Genomic DNA, 17,666 nt, shown 5'->3' with positions numbered 1-17,666 from the left:
GCGCTTATCCATTCAGCACTTGTAGCTATCAAATTCATTGCATCATGGCATCCATCTCCCTTCGCAACATCATCAAGCGCTACGGCCATGGCCCCAAGGCCAACCAGGTGATCCACGGCGTGAACGCCGAGGTCCAGGACGGCGAGTTCATCGTCATCGTGGGCCCCTCGGGCTGCGGCAAGTCCACCCTGCTGCGCATGGTCGCGGGCCTGGAGGAAATCTCCGGCGGCGAGCTTCGCATCGGCGACCGCGTGGTGAACAACCTGGAACCCGCCCAGCGTGACATCGCGATGGTGTTCCAGAACTACGCGCTGTACCCGCACATGACGAACTTCGACAACATGGCCTATGGCCTGAAGATCGCCAAGGTGCCCAAGGAGGAAATCAGGGCGCGCGTGGACAAGGCCGCCAAGATCCTCGAACTGGGCCATCTGCTCGAACGCAAGCCGCGCGAGCTGTCGGGCGGCCAGCGCCAGCGGGTGGCCATGGGCCGTGCCATCGTGCGCCAGCCCCAGGTGTTCCTGTTCGACGAGCCGCTGTCCAACCTGGACGCCAAGCTGCGCGCCCAGACCCGCCTCGAGATCCAGAAGCTGCACCGCGAACTGGGCATCACCAGCCTGTTCGTGACGCATGACCAGGTCGAGGCCATGACGCTGGCGCAGCGCATGATCGTGATGAACGCCGGCAACATGGAGCAGTTCGGCACGCCCGAAGAGGTCTACCACACGCCCGCCACCACCTTCGTGGCCAGCTTCATCGGCTCGCCGCCCATGAACCTGCTCAAGAACGCCCCCAGCGCCGCGCCCGGCACCATCCTGGGCATCCGCCCCGAGCACCTGGACGTGCGCAGCGAAGGTTGGGAAGTCAAGGTCGAGACGGTGGAGCTGCTGGGCGCCGAGCGCCTCATCTACGGCCGCATCCATGGCGAACAGATCATTGTGCGCGTGGAAGAAGGCACCCATGCGCCCGCGCCTGACTCGGTGATCCACGTGGTGCCGCGCCCAGACCGCCTGCATGCGTTCGACGCCACCACCGGAAAAAGAAAGTGACCCACCCCTGAGCGGCTTCGCCGCCTTCCCCTTCTCCCGGCTGCGCCGGAAAGGGGGACGACGCCGTCGCTGCGGGGCGGCCCTTGCTCGGCGTCCGCGCGCGGTGCCGTGCCAGTGGCCACCGCGGCGTGGCACGCAAACCACGAGGCAAGATGACCATGTCTACTCCCTGGCCCTACCCCCGCTGGATCGCCCACCGTGGCGCCGGCAAGCTGGCCCCTGAAAACACCCTGGCCGCGTTCCGGCTGGGCGCCCGGCATGGCTACCGCATGTTCGAGTGCGACGCCAAGCTGAGTGCCGACGGCGTGCCGTTCCTGATGCACGACGCCACGCTGGACCGCACCACCAACGCGGCGCAGGCGCTGGGCACCACCGCCAGCCGCACCGGGGGCGATCACCCCTGGAGCGCATTGGCCCAGCTGGACGCGGGCAGCTGGCATTCGCGCACCCACGCGGGCGAGCCGTTGCCCACCCTGGAGAACACGGCGCGCTATTGCATCGCCAACGGCTTCTTCCTGAACATCGAGATCAAGCCAACGCCCGGGGTCGAGGAAAAAACGGGCCGGGTGGTAGGGGAACATGCGGCGCGTCTGTGGCAGGGCCAGGCCGTGCAGCCCCTGTTCTCATCCTTCCAGCCCGACGCGCTGGCGGGCGCCCGGGCCACGGCCCCCCACATCCCGCGCGCGCTGCTGCTGGACACGTTGCGCGACGGCTGGCTGGACCTGGCCCGCCAGCTGGACTGCGTGGCCATCGTGTGCAACCACGCACTGTGGGATGCGGCGCTGGTCGCGCAGGTCCACGGCGCGGGCCTGCGTGCGCTGAGCTACACGGTGAACGACGACTGGGCCGCGCAGCGGCTCCTCCACCTGGAAACCGACGGCATCATCACCGACCGCGTGGACTTTTTTTCGCCCGCCACGCCCTAGGGTGTACCGTCACCCCAACCCCGTCCCAAGGCCAGCGCCACCGTGGAACCGGCTTTGCCGGGCCACCGGTGGCGTCCCCCTTCCAGGGGGAAGGCGCGCAGCGCCTCAGGGGGTCAGTCCAATTTAGCGCCCGACTTCTTCACCGCGTCGGCCCAGCGCGGCATCTCTGCAGCCAGGAATTTCGCGAAGTCGTCCGACCCCAGGAAGGCCGGGTCCGCCCCCTGAGTCACCATGCGGTTGCGCACCTCGGGCATCTGCAGCACCTGGCCGAAGGCATCGCTGAGCTTGTTGACAACATCCTTGGGTGTCCCGGCCGGAGCCAGGAAGCCGTAGAAGCCCACCACCTCGAAACCCTTGATGCCGCTCTCGATCACCGTGGGCACGTCAGGCAGCGCGGGGTTGCGCTCCTTGCTGGTCACGGCCAGGGCGCGCACCTTGCCCTGCTTGTGGTAGCTGGCGGCCTGCGGAATGCTTTCGGCCATGAACTGCACCTGGCCGCCCATGAGGTCGGTGAACGCGGGTGCGCTGCCCCGGTAGGGGATGTGCACCATGAACAGGCCGGTGGCCGTCTTGAACATCTCGGGCACCAGGTGGCTGATGCCGCCATTGCCCGCCGAGCCGAAGTTGACCTGGCCCGGCCGCGACTTGGCGTAGGCCATGAACTCCTGCAGGTTTTTGGCGGGCACGCCAGGGTTCACCAAAAGGGCCAACGGCTGCATGGCGGTGCGCGCGATGGGCACAAAATCCTTGAGCGTGGAATACGGCAGGCGGCTGTAGAGCCCGGGGTTGATCACCATCACGCCCGTGTTGGCCAGCATGATGGTGTGGCCGTCGGGCGGCGCTTTCATCACGTCCTGCGCGCCCACGGTGCCACCCGCACCGGCCTTGTAGTCCACCACCACGGGCTGGCCCAGCACGGCCTGCAGCTTGTCGGTGAGCAAGCGTGCATGCTGGTCCAGCGGACCGCCGGCCGGAAAGCCGATGACGATGCGCACGGGCTTGGAAGGAAAGGCCTGCTGGGCCTGCGCGGCCACCGACAGGGCGAGCCCCGCGGCCAGTACGGGCCAGGAATGCTTGAGCGTCATCGTGTTCTATCTCCAGGTTTTTGTGTTGTTGAGGATCGGGGAGTGTGCACCCGCCCCGCCCGGCGGCGGGTGCGGGGCATGGCACGGCATTGCGCGCGGGTGTGCGGCCGGTCAGGCCTTCCAGCCGCGCACCAGCACCCACTGGCAGGTGGCGCAGGCCACCACCAGCGCGGCATAGGTCAGCATACGGCCGTCGCGCCCCCACACCACCAGTCCGGCGGCCAGGGTTGCCACGCCCACGGTGAAGACGATCGCAAGGCGAAACCCGCCAGACAGCGGCAGGGGTGTTCTGGAGCCGATGAAGCGCCCCGACAAGGCAAGCAGCAGGGCCACGGCCGCGGCGGGTGCCACGAAGTTGAGCAGGTGATTGAAAACGTCCAGAGGACCCATGGAATTGACCCACATCAAGGCTTGAACAGGCAAGGCCGCCTGTTCGGGCCAACAATTTTATAATCGGGAACTATGGCAGTCTGGGCCCTCGGCATCAACCACACCACCGCGCCGCTCGATCTGCGCGGCCGGTTCGCGTTCGCGCTCGACCAGATCGCTCCCACATTGCACGGTTTGCGCCAGTCGCTGGGCACCTCCAGCCGCCACCCCGGGGTGGAAACGGCCATCATCTCCACCTGCAACCGCACCGAAATCTACTGCGCGGGCGAGCAGCCCGCCATGGACCACACGCTGGGCTGGCTGGCCCAAAGCGGCGGCGTGAGCCCCGCGCTGCTGCGCTCGCACTCCTACACGCTCGAGGACAGCCTCGTCGCGCGCCACGCCTTCCGCGTGGCCAGCGGGCTCGACTCGATGGTGCTGGGCGAGGCCCAGATCCTGGGCCAGATGAAGGATGCCGTGCGCGCCGCCGAGACCGCTGGCGCCCTGGGCACCACGCTCAACCAGCTCTTCCAGCGCAGCTTCGCCGTGGCCAAGGAGGTGCGCACCAGCACCGAGATCGGCGCGCACAGCATCAGCATGGCCGCCGCCGCCGTGCGCCTAGCCAGCCAGCTGTTCGAAGACCTCGGCAAGATCCGCGTGCTGTTCGTCGGCGCGGGCGAGATGATCGAGCTGTGCGCCACGCACTTCGCGGCCAAGAACCCCAAGCAGATCGCGATTGCCAACCGCACGCTGGAACGCGGCGAAAAGCTCGCCACCCGCTTTGGCGGCGAGGTGATGCGCCTGGCCGACCTGCCCGAGCGCCTGCACGAGTTCGACGCCGTCATCAGCTGCACCGCCAGCAGCCTGCCCATCATCGGCCTGGGCGCCGTGGAGCGCGCGCTGAAAAAGCGCCGCCACCGCCCCATCTTCATGGTCGACCTGGCCGTGCCACGCGACATCGAACCCGAGGTCAAGGCCCTGGGCGACGTGTACCTGTACACCGTGGACGACCTGGCCACCGTGGTGCAGACGGCCCAGGCCAACCGCCAGGCCGCCGTGGCGCAGGCCGAGGCCATCATCGACGCGGGCGTGCAGAGCTTCATGCACTGGATGGAGCTGCGCAGCCCGGCCGGCGAGACCGGCGGCGTGGTGCCGCTGATCCAGCAGCTCAACGCCCAGACCGACGAGTGGCGCGCCCTGGAGATCGCGCGCGCCAAGAAGCTGCTGGCCAAGGGCGAGGATGTGGACGCCGTGCTCGAAGCCCTCTCGCGTGGCCTCACACAGAAAATGCTGCACGGCACCCTGGCCGAGCTGCGCGCGGGCGACGCCGAGATGCGCGCCCAGACGGCCCAGACAGTCTCGCGCCTGTTCCTGCGCTCGCAAAGCAAGACCCCCCACAACGGCCTGTAGCGGCGCCCGCCCGCACCCCAGCCCGTTCCGATTTCAAGCCAGATCGGCCTCAGCGCTTGATACACAAGCGCTAACAGCTACAAAATACGTAGCAACCCATTTCTCCAGGATTCCATGAAACCCTTTCTCCGAAGCCAGCTGGAGCGCTACGCGCAGCGCCTGGGCGAACTCGACTTCCTGCTCTCGCGCGAGGACATCATGAGCGACATGGCGCAGTACCGCACCATCTCGCGCGAGCATGCCGAGGTCACGCAGGTGGCGGGCCGCTACGCCCGCTACCAGCAGCGCGAGGCCGACCTGGCCGGCGCGCGCGAGATGCTGGCCGACCCCGACATGGCCGAGATGGCGCAGGAAGAAATCACCAGTGCCGAAGCCGAACTGCTGCAGCTGGAAGACGAATTGCAGCGCTTGCTGTTGCCGAAGGACCCCAACGACGCGCGCAATGCGTTCGTCGAAATCCGCGCTGGCACGGGCGGCGACGAATCGGCCCTGTTCGCGGGCGACCTCACGCGCATGTACACCCGCTACGCCGACCGCGTGGGCTGGAAGGTGGAGATCGTGAGCGAGAACGCGGCCGAGCTGGGGGGCTACAAGGAAATCGTGCTGCGCATCGAAGGCGAGAACGTCTACGGCGCGCTCAAGTTCGAGTCCGGCGGCCACCGCGTGCAGCGCGTGCCCGCCACCGAAACACAGGGCCGCATCCACACCAGCGCCTGCACCGTGGCCGTGATGCCCGAGCCCGACGAGCACGAGGCCATCAAGCTCAACCCGGCCGACCTGCGCATCGACACCTTCCGCGCATCCGGCGCGGGCGGCCAGCACATCAACAAGACCGACTCCGCCGTGCGCGTGGTGCACTTGCCCACCGGCATCGTGGCCGAATGCCAGGACGGCCGCAGCCAGCACGCCAACAAGGCCAAGGCCCTGCAGGTGCTACAGGCGCGCATTCAAGAAAAAGAACGCAGCGAGCGTGCCGCCAAGGAGGCCGCGCTGCGCAAGGGCCTGATCGGCAGCGGCGACCGCAGCGACCGCATCCGCACCTACAACTTCCCGCAGGGGCGCCTGACGGACCACCGCATCAACCTCACGCTGTACAAGCTGCTGTACGTGATGGAAGGTGACCTGGCCGACGTGCTGCAGGCCCTGGCCCACGCGCGCGAGGCCGAGCAGCTGGAAGAGCTGGAGATGGGCACCACGGGCTGATCTCCATCCAGAATTTGAATCAAACTGGCCTCTGGCGCTTGATGGACATGCGCTAGTAGCTATCAAAATAGTAGTGAACAACACCTCCCCCACCCTGGCCCAGGCTTTGGCCCAGGCCCGCACCCTGGGCCTGGAACGCATCGATGCGCAACTGCTGCTGCTGCACGCCCTGGCCCGGCCCGACGCCGGCCGCGCCTGGCTGCTGGCGCACGACACGGACGCGCTGGACGAGGCCGTGCACGCCCGGTTCATCGCCCTGTGCCAGCGCCGCGTGGCGGGCGAGCCCGTGGCCTACCTCACCGGCCGCAAGGAGTTCTACGGCCTGCCCCTGGAGGTGGATGCGCGCGTGCTGGACCCGCGCCCCGACACCGAAACGCTGGTGGACTGGGCGCTGGAGGTGATGGCTCCGTTGCCCGCCCCCCGCGTCGTGGACCTGGGCACCGGCAGCGGCGCCATCGCGCTGGCGCTGCAGCACCAGCGCCCCACCGCCCAGGTACTGGCGGTGGACGCGAGCGCCGATGCGCTGGCCGTGGCGCAGGCCAACGCCCGGCGCCTGGACCTGGCCGTGCAGTTCCAGCCAGCGAACTGGCTGGCGGGCGTGCCGGGCCTGTTCGATGCCATCGTCTCCAACCCTCCCTACATCGCCAGCGCCGACCCGCACCTGGCCGCGCTCAGGCACGAGCCCCTGCAGGCATTGGCCAGCGGCGCCGACGGGCTCGACGACATCCGCGCCATCGTGGCCCAGGCCCCCGCGCACCTGCGGCCCGGCGGCTGGCTGCTGCTGGAGCACGGGCACGACCAGGCCCCCGCCGTGCGGGCCCTGCTCGCCGCCACCGGTTTCATCCAGGTGCAAAGCCGCAACGATCTGGCCGGCATCGCGCGCTGCTCGGGCGGACAGTGGCCGACAGTGAAATAATCCCCCCATCGCGGGCCGGTGAGGCTCGCCCGCCTCTTTCAAGGAGTATCCCCATGAGCGACACCCAGCAACGCATCGACGCCCTCGTCAAATCCAGCGACATCCTGCTGTTCATGAAGGGCAGCGCCAGCTTCCCCATGTGCGGCTTCTCGGGCCGCGCCATCCAGATCCTGAAGGCCTGCGGCGTGGACCCCAAAGCCGTGGTCACCGTCAACGTGCTCGAGGACGACGAAATCCGCCAGGGCATCAAGGACTACAGCAACTGGCCCACGATTCCCCAGCTGTACGTGAAGGGCGAGTTCATCGGCGGCTCGGACATCATGATGGAGATGTACGAGTCGGGAGAACTCAAGCAGGTGTTGGGCACCGAAGGCTAAAGCCCAAACCCCCTACGTTCTCCAGCCGCCTTCGGGCGGCTTTTTGCTGCCCAGTCACAACACCGACATCCACAAAAGCAAAGACATATCTCACATTACGTACCGCTGGATACATCGCCATACCGCAACTGCGGTATAGCGCAAGCCTCGCCGCATTTGTAGCCTGCAAGCGTTACAACATGCAAGCGAGAGGGCACCATGTACAGAACGTTCGGCACGGCTTGTCGGGCTCTTCGCCCCGGAGCCATAGCAATACTCGCCCTGAGCCTTGCGGGGTGTGCAAACTGGAGTTCGGTCTACCGAAACCAGACTGTTGTGGACACATCTGGTGGACGGCAATCCATCGTCATCACCGATGCCAAGCAGCGTGCCATTCACTACATCCAACACGGTTCGGGCGCAAACGCAAAGCTGAAGCTGTGCGCAGAACAGGCTCCGGACATCTTCTCAGTGCTCACCGCTACGGCTTCGGGTGAGTTGGCGGTCAAACCCGAGCAGAAAGAATTAGCAGCCAAAGCAGCAGCAGCCTTGGCGGAATCAGGCGGCGCCATTGAGCGCTCTCAGACTGTGAACATCCTGGCCATGTCGATGTACCGCACCTGCGAGCGCTTTCTGAACGGCGAAATCGGTCGCACCGAACTCAGTTGGCAAGCCGCACGCGATCAACGCGTGATGATTTCCGTACTGGCCATCGAGCAGCTGACCAACTTGATCCGCCCACAAATTCGTCAGTCCTCCACACTGAGTGCAGGCACCGTAGGTGCCGCTGCCGCAGCCTATACAGAGCAGTTGGCAGCCGCCAGAGCGAAATGGGAGGCGGCGGACAAGGCCAAAAACACGGCACAAACGGCACATGTGGCCGCCCTGGCAGCAGCCCAACTGCCTGCGGGCAAGGGCTGCTCGGACATACAAAAAGAACCCGACAAGGACGCATGCGCGGCCAAGGAAGACACCCTGCAACAAGCAAAAGCCACGGCTACGGACACCCGCAGATATTACGAAGCAATCCTTGAGAAGAATGATGCGATCCAAATGGCAGTCAAAGGGGCCATCGCCAGCCAAGATAAATCAACAAGCGTTGTTCCAACCATAGACCCCACGACAGTCAGCATTATATCTCAAACTGTCTATAAAATCGCAGAGCTGGGTTCAACAATAGATTACAAAATGGAGGGCTGCCTAAATGCCAGAGCTAAGTGGCTAGATCGCGCAGAAAACACAAACAGTGAACTATTTCAGCGACTCAGAGAGGACTTGAATTCCTCTTGCAATGAAGGAGCGGCAAACACAGCAAATGAAACGCTGAACAAACCTACCGAAGACAAAAATCTCACCGGCATTGCAACCAGCGATGGAACTTCTTCAATTGCACCTATCAAGATTGCAGCAGAAAAACTCTTTATTTACCCTCAGGTTGCCACCGACACGCAACGCGAATCGCTGGATAGCCTTCTTAAAGCCAACTCAAAAGGCATCTCCAACACCATCTTCTATCGCACAGAAAAAATTCCAGGATATATAGGTGGAAATTTTCTGCGCTACTTTCAGCTGGATGACAAGGTGAATTGCGACGATGTCAATAAATTCTTGAATGCCATAATCAATACAAAAATCAGCTGTATACATGTGCGCGGCTACGAAAGCAAAGTATCACTCGGTCAAATGGAAGTATGGCTTGGCCCAGAAACAGTTATTCCAAAAAAATAAGTTCCATGAAAATAAAAAAATTCATTTTTATCTGCCTTACCCTGGCTAGCAGCATATTCATTTTTCCACATTCTGTACACGCTCAAGGGGGAACATCAGATCAGTGCATAGTAATTCGAGGTGCCACAGGCAACCCCAACTGCTCAGGCTCGTCAGGTTCGACGCACCATGGGAACAGCAACTCGGCCAACAGGAACCAACAAATACAAAACGCCATCGGTGCTTTCGGAGCAGCCATGGAGCAATCCGCCAGACAGCAGGCGGAACGCGAGCGGCAGGAAGATGCGCGGCGCCAGCAGGAAGAGTGGAACCGACAGCAACAAGAGCGTGCGCGCCAGCAGCAGATAAACCAGCAGGTGCAGGCTGCCATTCAGCAGGCGCAGCAAGACCCATCACTCAACCCATTCGGCAAAGGCACGGACTCACCCCCCAATGGCAATGGCGCACCAGCTGCAGATCCATCCACAGACCTGACTGGTCAGTCCTGCAAATGGCTGGTGGTACGTGACGAGGAAAGCTGCGGCTCGCGCTCGTGCTTTTACAGCGAAGGCCAGACAGTGGCTTTCGGCCCGCGCGCTTACCGGTGTGAAAGCGGGCGCTGGGCCAAGGTGCGGGATTGCAATCAATCCCTCAACGATCTCAGAAAAAAAGAATGCCAGCGAGATATTGTGAGCATCTTCGGTTCGCCTGGCACCAAAGAAGTACCCTCCCAAAAAATTCACAAAGAAGACTGATCACTCATAAATTAATTAAACCACTAAAAAATTATGACAATTTATCCATCACACTTTCAACCAAAAAAAATAGCGTGTCTCTGCATTTTCACAGCCACATTTCAAATAAATTTAGCAAACTCGCAGGAGCCCCCATTTTTAAAAGCAAAAAGAGCAGAAGACAGCGTACTAACTGCAAATGGTGGATTAAAAAAAGGTGTTGGCAAAGCGATGCTCAATCGTTTTAATAGCGAGTGCCCCGGCTCCTATTCAACAGGCGCAGGAGCTAACGCATCACTTGATAGCCCCGAGATTTATTGCCAATTTCTTGCACGACGAGTGGTTGGCGCCCTTTTTTATGATGACCTGAACCAAGAAGCTAGGCAGCTGTATTCAAAAATGCTGCCCAATGATTTCAAAAACTACTCCAACTTCAACTGCGGATTTTCTTATTCATTTGGCAGTTATGCAGTTCAAGGGGTCTATATTGAATACATTTTTGACACCACCAAAGACCCTGTTCAAGCGTATATGTGCAACTTCCTCGTCAATCCAATAGAAAATTACGAAAGCAATGGCAGCCTAAGACTCTCAGAATTCATTGAATCCACCAAAAAAACGAATCCAAAAAACCAAATTGAAACACTATACAACAGTATACTTACTCCAATAGGGAAATTCAATTCAGAGAAAAATACCATGTACGAAAGAATTAAAAATGACTTTTTATCAGAAAATAGAGCAATATACTGCAAAGCAGCCAATGAATTTGACAACTACTCAATCAAAGAATTCACCCTGCTAAAAAATGCTGTCAATCATATGCAAAAAATCAACATGCCCCCCAACTTGATAACGCCAATAAAAAATCGAATTAACTTCCTTGAAGGAATACTTGGTGCAAGCAAAACTAGCGAAGGTTGCTAATTTATTAAACTAACAACTGCTAGACGCGCGAAGGAAACCAAGATGTATTTGACGCAAATCCAACTCAGTCTCATCGAGCGCGTTATCAACACCATCGAAACCGGCAGCCCCGAGGGCGACTACGGAGCGATTTCCATCTACGCCGATGGCCCACACGACATCCGCCAGATCACCTACGGTCGCGCTCAGACCACTGAATACGGCAATCTGCGGAAGCTGGTGCAAATGTATGCGGCGGCAGGTGGTCGGTATAGCGCGCAGTTGGCCGCCTACGCGCCGTACGTGGGGAGCAAGGCACTTACGGATGACATGGCTTTCCGTGGCCTGCTGCGCGATGCGGGGCGCAAGGACCCCGTGATGCGTGCGGTTCAGGACAGGTTCTTTGCGGAAACTTACTTCGATCCAGCCATGCACTGGGCGGATGACAACGGCTTCGTTAAGGCACTGTCCGCCCTGGTGATCTACGACTCCTTCATCCACAGTGGCGGCATTCTTTGGCTACTGCGTCATCGGTTTACCGAGAGTCCGCCCGCCAGCGGGGGCCGCGAGGAGGTTTGGATCGATGAGTACGTTCGAGCACGCCACGACTGGCTGAGCAACCACGCACGACCAGTGGTGCGCAAGTCCCGATACCGAACCGAAGGACTCATGGCCCAGATCGAAGCGGGTAACTGGGACTTGTTCACAGAGCCCATTCGTATGAATGGGACGGATGTTTTCAGCGGCTGATCAAACTAGATCTGCAAATATTCAGAGCCAGGCATCGGAGACGCAAATGACAGAGGCAGCAGATTCGCCACAGCCACAGCCATCGCCATCAAGACCATGCGATGACCGAACCCTCGCTCCCATAACGCCATTCGAGGCTGTGTTCGGGCGCCATATCGGTAACGTGATTTTCACCAACCTGTTTGGTTTGATGATTCTGGTGTTTCTAGCATGGGCGTGCATGCAATTGGGTGCAGACGACAAGGCAAAGCTGGGATACGCCTTGGTTGGCCTCACAGGCATGCTGCTAGGCTGGGGCTGCGGGATGTACTTCGCACCCTACGGGAGCGAACTGAGCAAGCTCTTGACGATAGGCCAAGCGGTTTCGGCCTTTGCATCCGGGTATTTGGTGAGCAAAGTAGACCGCTTTGTCGAGGCCTCGCTCTTCCCAAAAGATGGTGGTGTCCATGCCGGTGATTGGCTTGGTGCAGCCATCTTTGCAGCGGCATTTCTGAATGCAGCGCTCGTGGTGTACAGCAACCGATCCTACTTTCGAGAGCACTAACCCGAGGCGAACACGGTGCGCCACACCCTTTTGCCCTTGCAGCTCCGACGCTCAGAATGAGCCCCTGCCTATATCGCGAATGTATGGAGATTTAATATGAGACCACTTGTTTATCCCGCTGATTGGCTTTCTCGCGATCAGCCGCCGCCTCTGTCAGACTTTGGCCGTCGACTTTTGGCCGAGGGCGACTCATGGTTCACCATCGGTACGCTGAATCTGCTGGCTGCGTCCAACGTGCTGTTCAAGCTGGAGGTCAGTCAGACAACGGCTATCGTGAATTGCGCCTACCCCGGTGACACACTGCAGCACATGGTGGAATGGTTCAACGACCCTTACTTTGACCGCCTGCTGAGCAAAAAGAACTTTGCACGCTACTGGGAGGGTATTTTGATTTCGGCGGGTGGCAATGATTTGATTGATGCAGCCCAAGTACCGCCCGAGCGCAAGGATGGCACACCAGTCCCACGCCACCAGCGACTGCTACTCACCGCAGAAGAGGCAGCCACATCACCTGGCACGGGTGCTGAGCGTTTCATCAGCGAAGCCGGGTGGGACAACTTCGTCTCCTACATGCTTGCCAACTTTGCGGAATTGGTCGCGCGCCGCGACCTGGGGCCCAGCAAGGGTCGCCCCATCTTTCTACACACTTATGCAACACCCACCGTACGGCCATCGGGCACCGTGGGCTCGCCACAAGGGTGGCTATACCCGGCACTGCTACGCTACGGATTGACCGGCGATGCAGCCCAAGATGTACGTGACTTGCTATTTGGCCGTTTGCGCGCCTTTTTGCTGCCCCTGGACGAAAGCAGCGGCGAGCCCGAAGCGCAACCACAAGTGCATGTATTTGATTCAGCAGGGTTGACCACCATACAACGCGCCGACGCGCAAGCTACCGGTTTGTCTGGGCATTGGGTGAACGAGATTCATCTGAGCCCAGATGGCTACGGCGAGTTGGGCGTAGCTTTCGGGCCTTGGATGGAAAGCCACTTGGCCAACTATCCATAGCCATCAGTTGGCGGACTGGTCCACTTGCTTTGGCAGACACAAGAGTCCTCTGCCTCATCCCCATGTAAATGCATGTAGCAGTTGCACGATCTCTGCTTGCCGACTGCAGCCTGTCTTGCTCAAGAGATTTTTTGTATGCGTACGCGCAGTGTGCCAACTGCACCCTTGTGCCTGCGCGAAATCTTTGACAGTTCGGCCCTTGGCCAGCATGAGCGCAAGACGCGCTTCAGTTTCTGTCAGCCCCAGTGCTGTACAGATATGTTCCACAGTGTTGACAGCCCACGCGGAAGACCACACCAGCAATGCATGTGGCGCGGCGTGCAGCGCAGTCGCCAAAGGGTGACTGACGCGCAAAGGCAGGATATGAACAAAGCACTCGCCGCCATGGTGCTCGCTGGCCGCAATGCGTACGATGCCCGCACGCGCGAAGTCTCCGACTCGGCAGGCTTCGGCTACACAACGCTCCAGCAAGCGCTGACTGTCTGGGTCGCTCGCGTGCAACAGCCCTTGGCAGGACGTGAAACGGGTTTGGCCAGCAAAAGCATGCTCGGCGGCAGCATTGGCGTAGCGCACCTGCAGCCCAGCATCGACCACAGCTAGCGCCTGGGGCAAAGCATCCAAGGCCGCGACCCCCAGTGCCGCCTGCACTGCTAGCTGGCTGGCCCGGTAGCGTAGCTTGTTGGCCCGAACCAAGTGGGGCACCAGAGAGGTGACCAGCACTTGTTCTTCGGAACCGAAGGGCCGCTGGTCAACATGACGAATGAAACCAAGGAAGTCACGAGAACTGGCACCGTCGCGCAAAGGAATCCCCAACGTGTGCCGCATACCGAGTTCAGCCAGGAACTCTGTGTAAATCGGCGCCCTGTCCAGGGTGGCGCGGTCTAGCTGTTCGTGGTCGCACCACACGGCGCCTTCGGTGAACTGCCACATGGCAGGCAAGCGAATGTCCTGCGGGGCGTAATGCTGCTCAAAAGCCAATACCTTTTCTGACGGAGCCTCCCCACCCGCCATGGATGCGGCAATGCTTTGCACGCTGAAGTCCCGGCATCCAATGTCGAGCTGGTGGAAAGCGGCACACTGCAGCGATGTCTGGATTGTCCGCAACGCGCCCATCCATTGGGTTGGCTCCAGTATGCCCTCATACAAGGACGTTGTGATCGCGTCGGTGACTAAGGGGAGGCCCATAGTTCTACGCTATCCCCGTATGAGCGACCGGACAAACACAGCGATTTCGGCCTGTCGGTGCATCCCTGTTTTGCGCAGGAGATTTTTGGCATGGGTGCGGGCTGTGTGCCAACTGCAGCCCTGCAACTGGGCAAAGTCCTTGACTGTGCGCCCTTGCGAAAGAAGCAGCGCCAAGCGCGCCTCTGCCTCGGTCAACCCCAGTGCTGCCCCAATATGAGACACCTGAAGCGTTGAATCAGCCGACACCCAGATCAGCAATGCATAGGGTTGCGCGCAATGCCATTGCGCCAGTGGATGCGTGGACTGCAGTGGCAACACATGCACAACCCGCGAAACTGCCTGGGCACCTGCGCTGACGCCGCGTGCACCTCCTAAGTGCAGGGTGCCGCCCTGCGCTGCACCGTTGGCTTGGCATGCAGCTGCCACACAGTTCATCAAGCTCAGTTGGACGTGGGGTGCATCTGCGTGCAAACGGCCATGGCGATACTGCAAACTGCCGTTGCGCGCCAGTTCCTTGCGTGCCACGGGGTTCAAATATTGCACGGCACATTGGGCATCCACCAGCACCAGCGCTTGGGGCAGGGCATCCAATGCAGCGAGGCCCAATTCAGCCTGCGCAGCGATGCGTCCGACATGCACCCGCAGACGTGATGCACGCAGCAGATCGGGCATCAAGGCTCGCAAAAGATCGCGGGTTTCGTCTTCAAAATGACGTTGGCCTACTTCGCGTATGACGCAAATCCACTCCCGAACCGCCCCATCATCGAAGACGGGCACACCGAGGGTATGGCGATAGCCCAGCGGAGCCAGCCAATCGGCGTAGATGGCATTGCGCGACATATCTCGGGGGGAAAAGTGCTCATGATCCAGCAGGATTCCACCGACCGGCATCGTCATGACGATGGGGATGCGGGGGTCGTTGGCAGCATGATGCGTTTCGTACTCGCGCACCTTCTCAGCAGGCTGCACATCGTTAGCCACCCCGCGCACAACGCAGTGTGCACGCCGATCCCAAGCTACGTGATGGAAAACGCCCCCGTCTGCCGCTACCCGCAAGCCATCCAGCGCTTCAACCCAAGTTTCAGCGCAGGCGATTCCTTCGTAAAACTGCCCCGCAAGTTTTTTGATCTTCTCTGTACGTGCCATGCGCAACAACCTCGGTGTCGGCAACCCTCTCGCCAGATAGTCCTACTATGCAACATATAGACACATTAGTAAAAGCGCGTAGAAGGAATTCATTGAGAAGCGGGCATGTTGTGTGCTTGAATGGTTGCGTGACGTAACCATCACAGGAGCATGCAATGACCAGCCATAGCCTTGTTCCCCAGCCCCCGGCCCTGCGCCTGCCGGTGGCCCAGATGCGCAACGTGTTCCACCCCGGCGATGTCGAGCGCAAGCTCGCACGGCTGCAGGAGTCCGGCAACCAGCGCGAATACGAAACCCTGCGCACCGTGTACGAACGCATGCTGGAGCGTGGCCCGGAGCGCTTTCAGGTCAAGCCCTCGGGCATCCCCGACATGGCCAGCCTGTACGGGCAGTTGCCCAACTTCACCGAGGTGCTGGACGACGTGAAGCGCCACGTGGCATTGGCGCAGGACAGCAGCGACGGCCTGGAGGTCACGCCCATGCTGCTGCTGGGCCCGCCCGACATCGGCAAGACCCACTTCGCGCGCCATCTGGCCGAGTTGCTGGGCACCGGCATGAACCTGCTGCCCATGAGCTCCATGACCGCGGGCTGGCTGCTGTCGGGCTCGTCGGCGCAATGGAAGGGAGCGCGCCCGGGCAAGGTGTTCGAGGCCCTGGTGGAGGGCGAATACGCCAATCCCGTCATCGTCGTCGACGAAATCGACAAGGCCAGCACCGATGCGCAGTACGATCCCATGGGCGCGCTGTACAGCCTGCTGGAGCACGACACGGCGCAGAGCTTCACCGACGAGTTCGCCGAGATCCCCATCGACGCGAGCCAGGTCATCTGGATCACCACGGCCAATGATGAACGGGGCATTCCCGACCCCATCCTCAACCGCATGAATGTGTACCAGGTGCAGCCGCCCAACCAGGAACAGGCCCGCGCCATCGCCCTGAACCTCTACCACGGCATCCGCGCGGGGCACGACTGGGGTCGGCGCCTCGACCCCGACCCCACGCCGGACGTGCTGGACCAGCTGGCCCAGATGCCGCCGCGCGAGATGCGCCGCGCGCTCATGACCGGCTTCGGCAACGCGCGGCTCGCACAGCGCAGCACCGTGGAGGTGTCGGACCTGCCGCGCGCCGCCTGCGCCAAGGGGCGCATGGGTTTCATGCAGTAGAAATCTGTCCGTTGGTGGGATCCCTATACCGCGGAAGCCCTGCTCTTGCCGGTAGCCGGCAGCGTGGCTGTAAACCGCTGGTGTTTTGAAAATCCCGCCAATCTTCCGAGCCAGGAGAATGGGGTAACCCGCCAGCCGGCATTGGGGCGACTTGGTGGTCACCCCTTCGCAAATGTCCCAACCCTGCGCAGAAGTTCAGGACGCGGGCGCGAGCAGCGTGCCCACGCCATACAGCCCCGCCAGGCTGCGCAGGGCGGCGGGCAGGCCTTGGACGGCAAAGGTCTTGCCATCGTCGATCGCTTCGCGCCGGCATTCGAGCAGCACCGCCAGCGCCGATGTGTCAAACACCGCCAGCGCATGGGCATCCACCATGACGCAGGGCTCGCGGTGCGCCTTCAGGCCCTGCAGCAGCATGTGCAGGCACACCGTGGCCTGGCGGTGGGTCAGTTCGGCGGGCAATACCAGCATGTCAGTGCCCCATGGTGCCGCGCGCCGGCCGCGGCGCATGAAACCGGTGTGCCATTTCAGCCCTTGGCGCCGGCATTGCTCTTGTTGCGGGCCACCAGGGTCTCGATCAGGCCGTCGATGCCCTTGGCGTTGATCTCCTGCGCGAACTGGCCGCGGTAGGTTTCCACCAGCCACACGCCCAGCACGTTCAGGTTGTAGATTTTCCAGCCCGCACCGTCGCCGGGGGTTTTTTCCAGCCGGTAGTCCAGCTGGATCGGATCGCCACGGCCGACGATTTCGGTGCGCACCAGCACGTCCTTGTCCTCCGGGGCGGCCCGCAGGGGCTTGACCTGGATGGTCTGGTCGTTCACCTGCGCCAGCGCCCCCGCGTAGGTGCGCACCAGCAGGACCTTGAACTCGTCCTGCAGGCGCTTTTGCTGCTCGGGGGTGGCCTGGCGCCAGCCGGGGCCCACCGCCGCGGCGGTCATGCGGCGGAAGTTCACGTTGGGCATCACGGTCTTGTCCACCAGCGCGATGATCTTTGCCAGGTCGCCGCTCTGGATGGCCTTGTCCGCCTTCACGGTGCTGAGCACATCGGCCGACAGGCGCTTGATCAGCGCATCGGGAGCTTCATCCGCGGCCAGGGCGGCCAGGGGCGCGGAGCCCAGCGCGGCCACGGCCGTCAGGCACAGGGCCATGTGGCCCAGGGTACGTCGGTTCATCGTCATGATGTCTTCTACTTTCTCGGGAGCTGCGGGCGCC

19 protein-coding genes are annotated in these 17,666 nt (G+C 61.6%); 13 read left to right on the top strand and 6 right to left on the bottom strand.

Annotation, left to right across the window (positions count from 1 at the left end; all coding sequences use genetic code 11):
- The first annotated feature begins 44 nt into the window (after positions 1 to 44).
- Both ugpC and ugpQ read left to right on the top strand, forming a co-directional pair.
- A complete protein-coding gene (gene ugpC / locus AC1RCS_RS04750; protein ID WP_218293490.1) occupies positions 45 to 1,049 on the top strand; it encodes a sn-glycerol-3-phosphate ABC transporter ATP-binding protein UgpC in 1,005 nt (334 codons plus the stop codon).
- Positions 1,050 to 1,201: 152 nt separating this feature from the next.
- Entirely contained in the window at positions 1,202 to 1,975 is a 774-nt protein-coding gene (gene ugpQ, locus AC1RCS_RS04745; protein ID WP_369641671.1) for a glycerophosphodiester phosphodiesterase, read from the top strand.
- Positions 1,976 to 2,088: 113 nt separating this feature from the next.
- On the opposite strand, the gene AC1RCS_RS04740 is transcribed toward ugpQ, so the two are convergent.
- The gene (locus AC1RCS_RS04740) at positions 2,089 to 3,060 is read right to left on the bottom strand and encodes a Bug family tripartite tricarboxylate transporter substrate binding protein (protein ID WP_218293488.1); all 972 of its coding nucleotides are present in this window, start codon (positions 3,058 to 3,060) and stop codon (positions 2,089 to 2,091) included.
- A 111-nt stretch (positions 3,061 to 3,171) separates the two neighbouring features.
- On the bottom strand, positions 3,172 to 3,450 hold the full coding sequence (locus AC1RCS_RS04735) for a hypothetical protein (protein WP_218293487.1): 279 nt from the start codon (positions 3,448 to 3,450) through the stop codon (positions 3,172 to 3,174).
- A 72-nt stretch (positions 3,451 to 3,522) separates the two neighbouring features.
- Between AC1RCS_RS04735 and hemA the strand changes: the two genes are divergently transcribed.
- From hemA to AC1RCS_RS04685, 10 genes are all read left to right on the top strand, one after another.
- Complete coding sequence (gene hemA, locus AC1RCS_RS04730; protein WP_218293486.1) at positions 3,523 to 4,839, top strand: glutamyl-tRNA reductase; 1,317 nt, start codon at positions 3,523 to 3,525, stop codon at positions 4,837 to 4,839.
- 114 nt (positions 4,840 to 4,953) lie between these two features.
- On the top strand, positions 4,954 to 6,042 hold the full coding sequence (prfA, locus tag AC1RCS_RS04725) for a peptide chain release factor 1 (RefSeq protein ID WP_492244437.1): 1,089 nt from the start codon (positions 4,954 to 4,956) through the stop codon (positions 6,040 to 6,042).
- A 73-nt stretch (positions 6,043 to 6,115) separates the two neighbouring features.
- Positions 6,116 to 6,958, top strand: coding sequence for a peptide chain release factor N(5)-glutamine methyltransferase (gene prmC, locus AC1RCS_RS04720; protein WP_492244436.1), 843 nt, complete (start codon positions 6,116 to 6,118; stop codon positions 6,956 to 6,958).
- Between the two features lie 53 nt (positions 6,959 to 7,011).
- Complete coding sequence (gene grxD / locus AC1RCS_RS04715; RefSeq protein WP_218293483.1) at positions 7,012 to 7,335, top strand: Grx4 family monothiol glutaredoxin; 324 nt, start codon at positions 7,012 to 7,014, stop codon at positions 7,333 to 7,335.
- Between the two features lie 315 nt (positions 7,336 to 7,650).
- Positions 7,651 to 9,042 (top strand): hypothetical protein, encoded by a 1,392-nt coding sequence (locus tag AC1RCS_RS04710; protein ID WP_492244435.1) that lies wholly within the window; start codon positions 7,651 to 7,653, stop codon positions 9,040 to 9,042.
- Between the two features lie 236 nt (positions 9,043 to 9,278).
- The gene (locus AC1RCS_RS04705; RefSeq protein WP_492244434.1) at positions 9,279 to 9,776 is read left to right on the top strand and encodes a hypothetical protein; all 498 of its coding nucleotides are present in this window, start codon (positions 9,279 to 9,281) and stop codon (positions 9,774 to 9,776) included.
- Positions 9,777 to 9,809: 33 nt separating this feature from the next.
- Positions 9,810 to 10,682 carry a hypothetical protein gene (locus AC1RCS_RS04700; RefSeq protein ID WP_492244433.1) on the top strand — a complete coding sequence of 291 codons (873 nt, stop codon included), beginning with the start codon at positions 9,810 to 9,812 and terminating at the stop codon, positions 10,680 to 10,682.
- Between the two features lie 42 nt (positions 10,683 to 10,724).
- Entirely contained in the window at positions 10,725 to 11,411 is a 687-nt protein-coding gene (locus AC1RCS_RS04695) for a chitosanase (RefSeq protein WP_492244432.1), read from the top strand.
- Positions 11,412 to 11,574: 163 nt separating this feature from the next.
- Positions 11,575 to 11,955 carry a hypothetical protein gene (locus AC1RCS_RS04690; RefSeq protein ID WP_492244431.1) on the top strand — a complete coding sequence of 127 codons (381 nt, stop codon included), beginning with the start codon at positions 11,575 to 11,577 and terminating at the stop codon, positions 11,953 to 11,955.
- A gap of 96 nt (positions 11,956 to 12,051) precedes the next feature.
- Complete coding sequence (locus AC1RCS_RS04685) at positions 12,052 to 12,963, top strand: hypothetical protein (protein ID WP_492244430.1); 912 nt, start codon at positions 12,052 to 12,054, stop codon at positions 12,961 to 12,963.
- A 54-nt stretch (positions 12,964 to 13,017) separates the two neighbouring features.
- Here the strand turns inward: AC1RCS_RS04685 and AC1RCS_RS04680 are convergent, their stop codons facing one another.
- On the bottom strand, positions 13,018 to 13,995 hold the full coding sequence (locus tag AC1RCS_RS04680; protein WP_492244429.1) for a helix-turn-helix transcriptional regulator: 978 nt from the start codon (positions 13,993 to 13,995) through the stop codon (positions 13,018 to 13,020).
- A 162-nt stretch (positions 13,996 to 14,157) separates the two neighbouring features.
- Positions 14,158 to 15,294, bottom strand: coding sequence for a helix-turn-helix transcriptional regulator (locus AC1RCS_RS04675; protein ID WP_492244428.1), 1,137 nt, complete (start codon positions 15,292 to 15,294; stop codon positions 14,158 to 14,160).
- A 155-nt stretch (positions 15,295 to 15,449) separates the two neighbouring features.
- On the opposite strand from AC1RCS_RS04675, the gene AC1RCS_RS04670 reads away from it, so the two are divergent.
- Positions 15,450 to 16,457: an AAA family ATPase gene (locus AC1RCS_RS04670; protein WP_492244427.1), complete on the top strand. Its 1,008-nt coding sequence runs from the start codon at positions 15,450 to 15,452 to the stop codon at positions 16,455 to 16,457.
- Between the two features lie 195 nt (positions 16,458 to 16,652).
- Here AC1RCS_RS04670 and AC1RCS_RS04665 read toward each other — a convergent pair whose 3' ends face one another.
- Together AC1RCS_RS04665 and AC1RCS_RS04660 are read right to left on the bottom strand one after the other, a co-directional pair.
- Positions 16,653 to 16,925, bottom strand: a complete 273-nt coding sequence (locus tag AC1RCS_RS04665; RefSeq protein WP_218293435.1) for an STAS domain-containing protein — start codon at positions 16,923 to 16,925, stop codon at positions 16,653 to 16,655.
- A gap of 56 nt (positions 16,926 to 16,981) precedes the next feature.
- A complete protein-coding gene (locus AC1RCS_RS04660; protein ID WP_492244426.1) occupies positions 16,982 to 17,632 on the bottom strand; it encodes an MlaC/ttg2D family ABC transporter substrate-binding protein in 651 nt (216 codons plus the stop codon).
- Between the last annotated feature and the right edge of the window lie 34 nt (positions 17,633 to 17,666).

This window comes from Acidovorax sp. GW823-FHT01C06 (genome assembly GCF_058798375.1).
The sequence above is the reverse complement of the archived record's forward strand: the minus strand, read 5'-3'. Positions and strand labels throughout refer to the sequence as shown.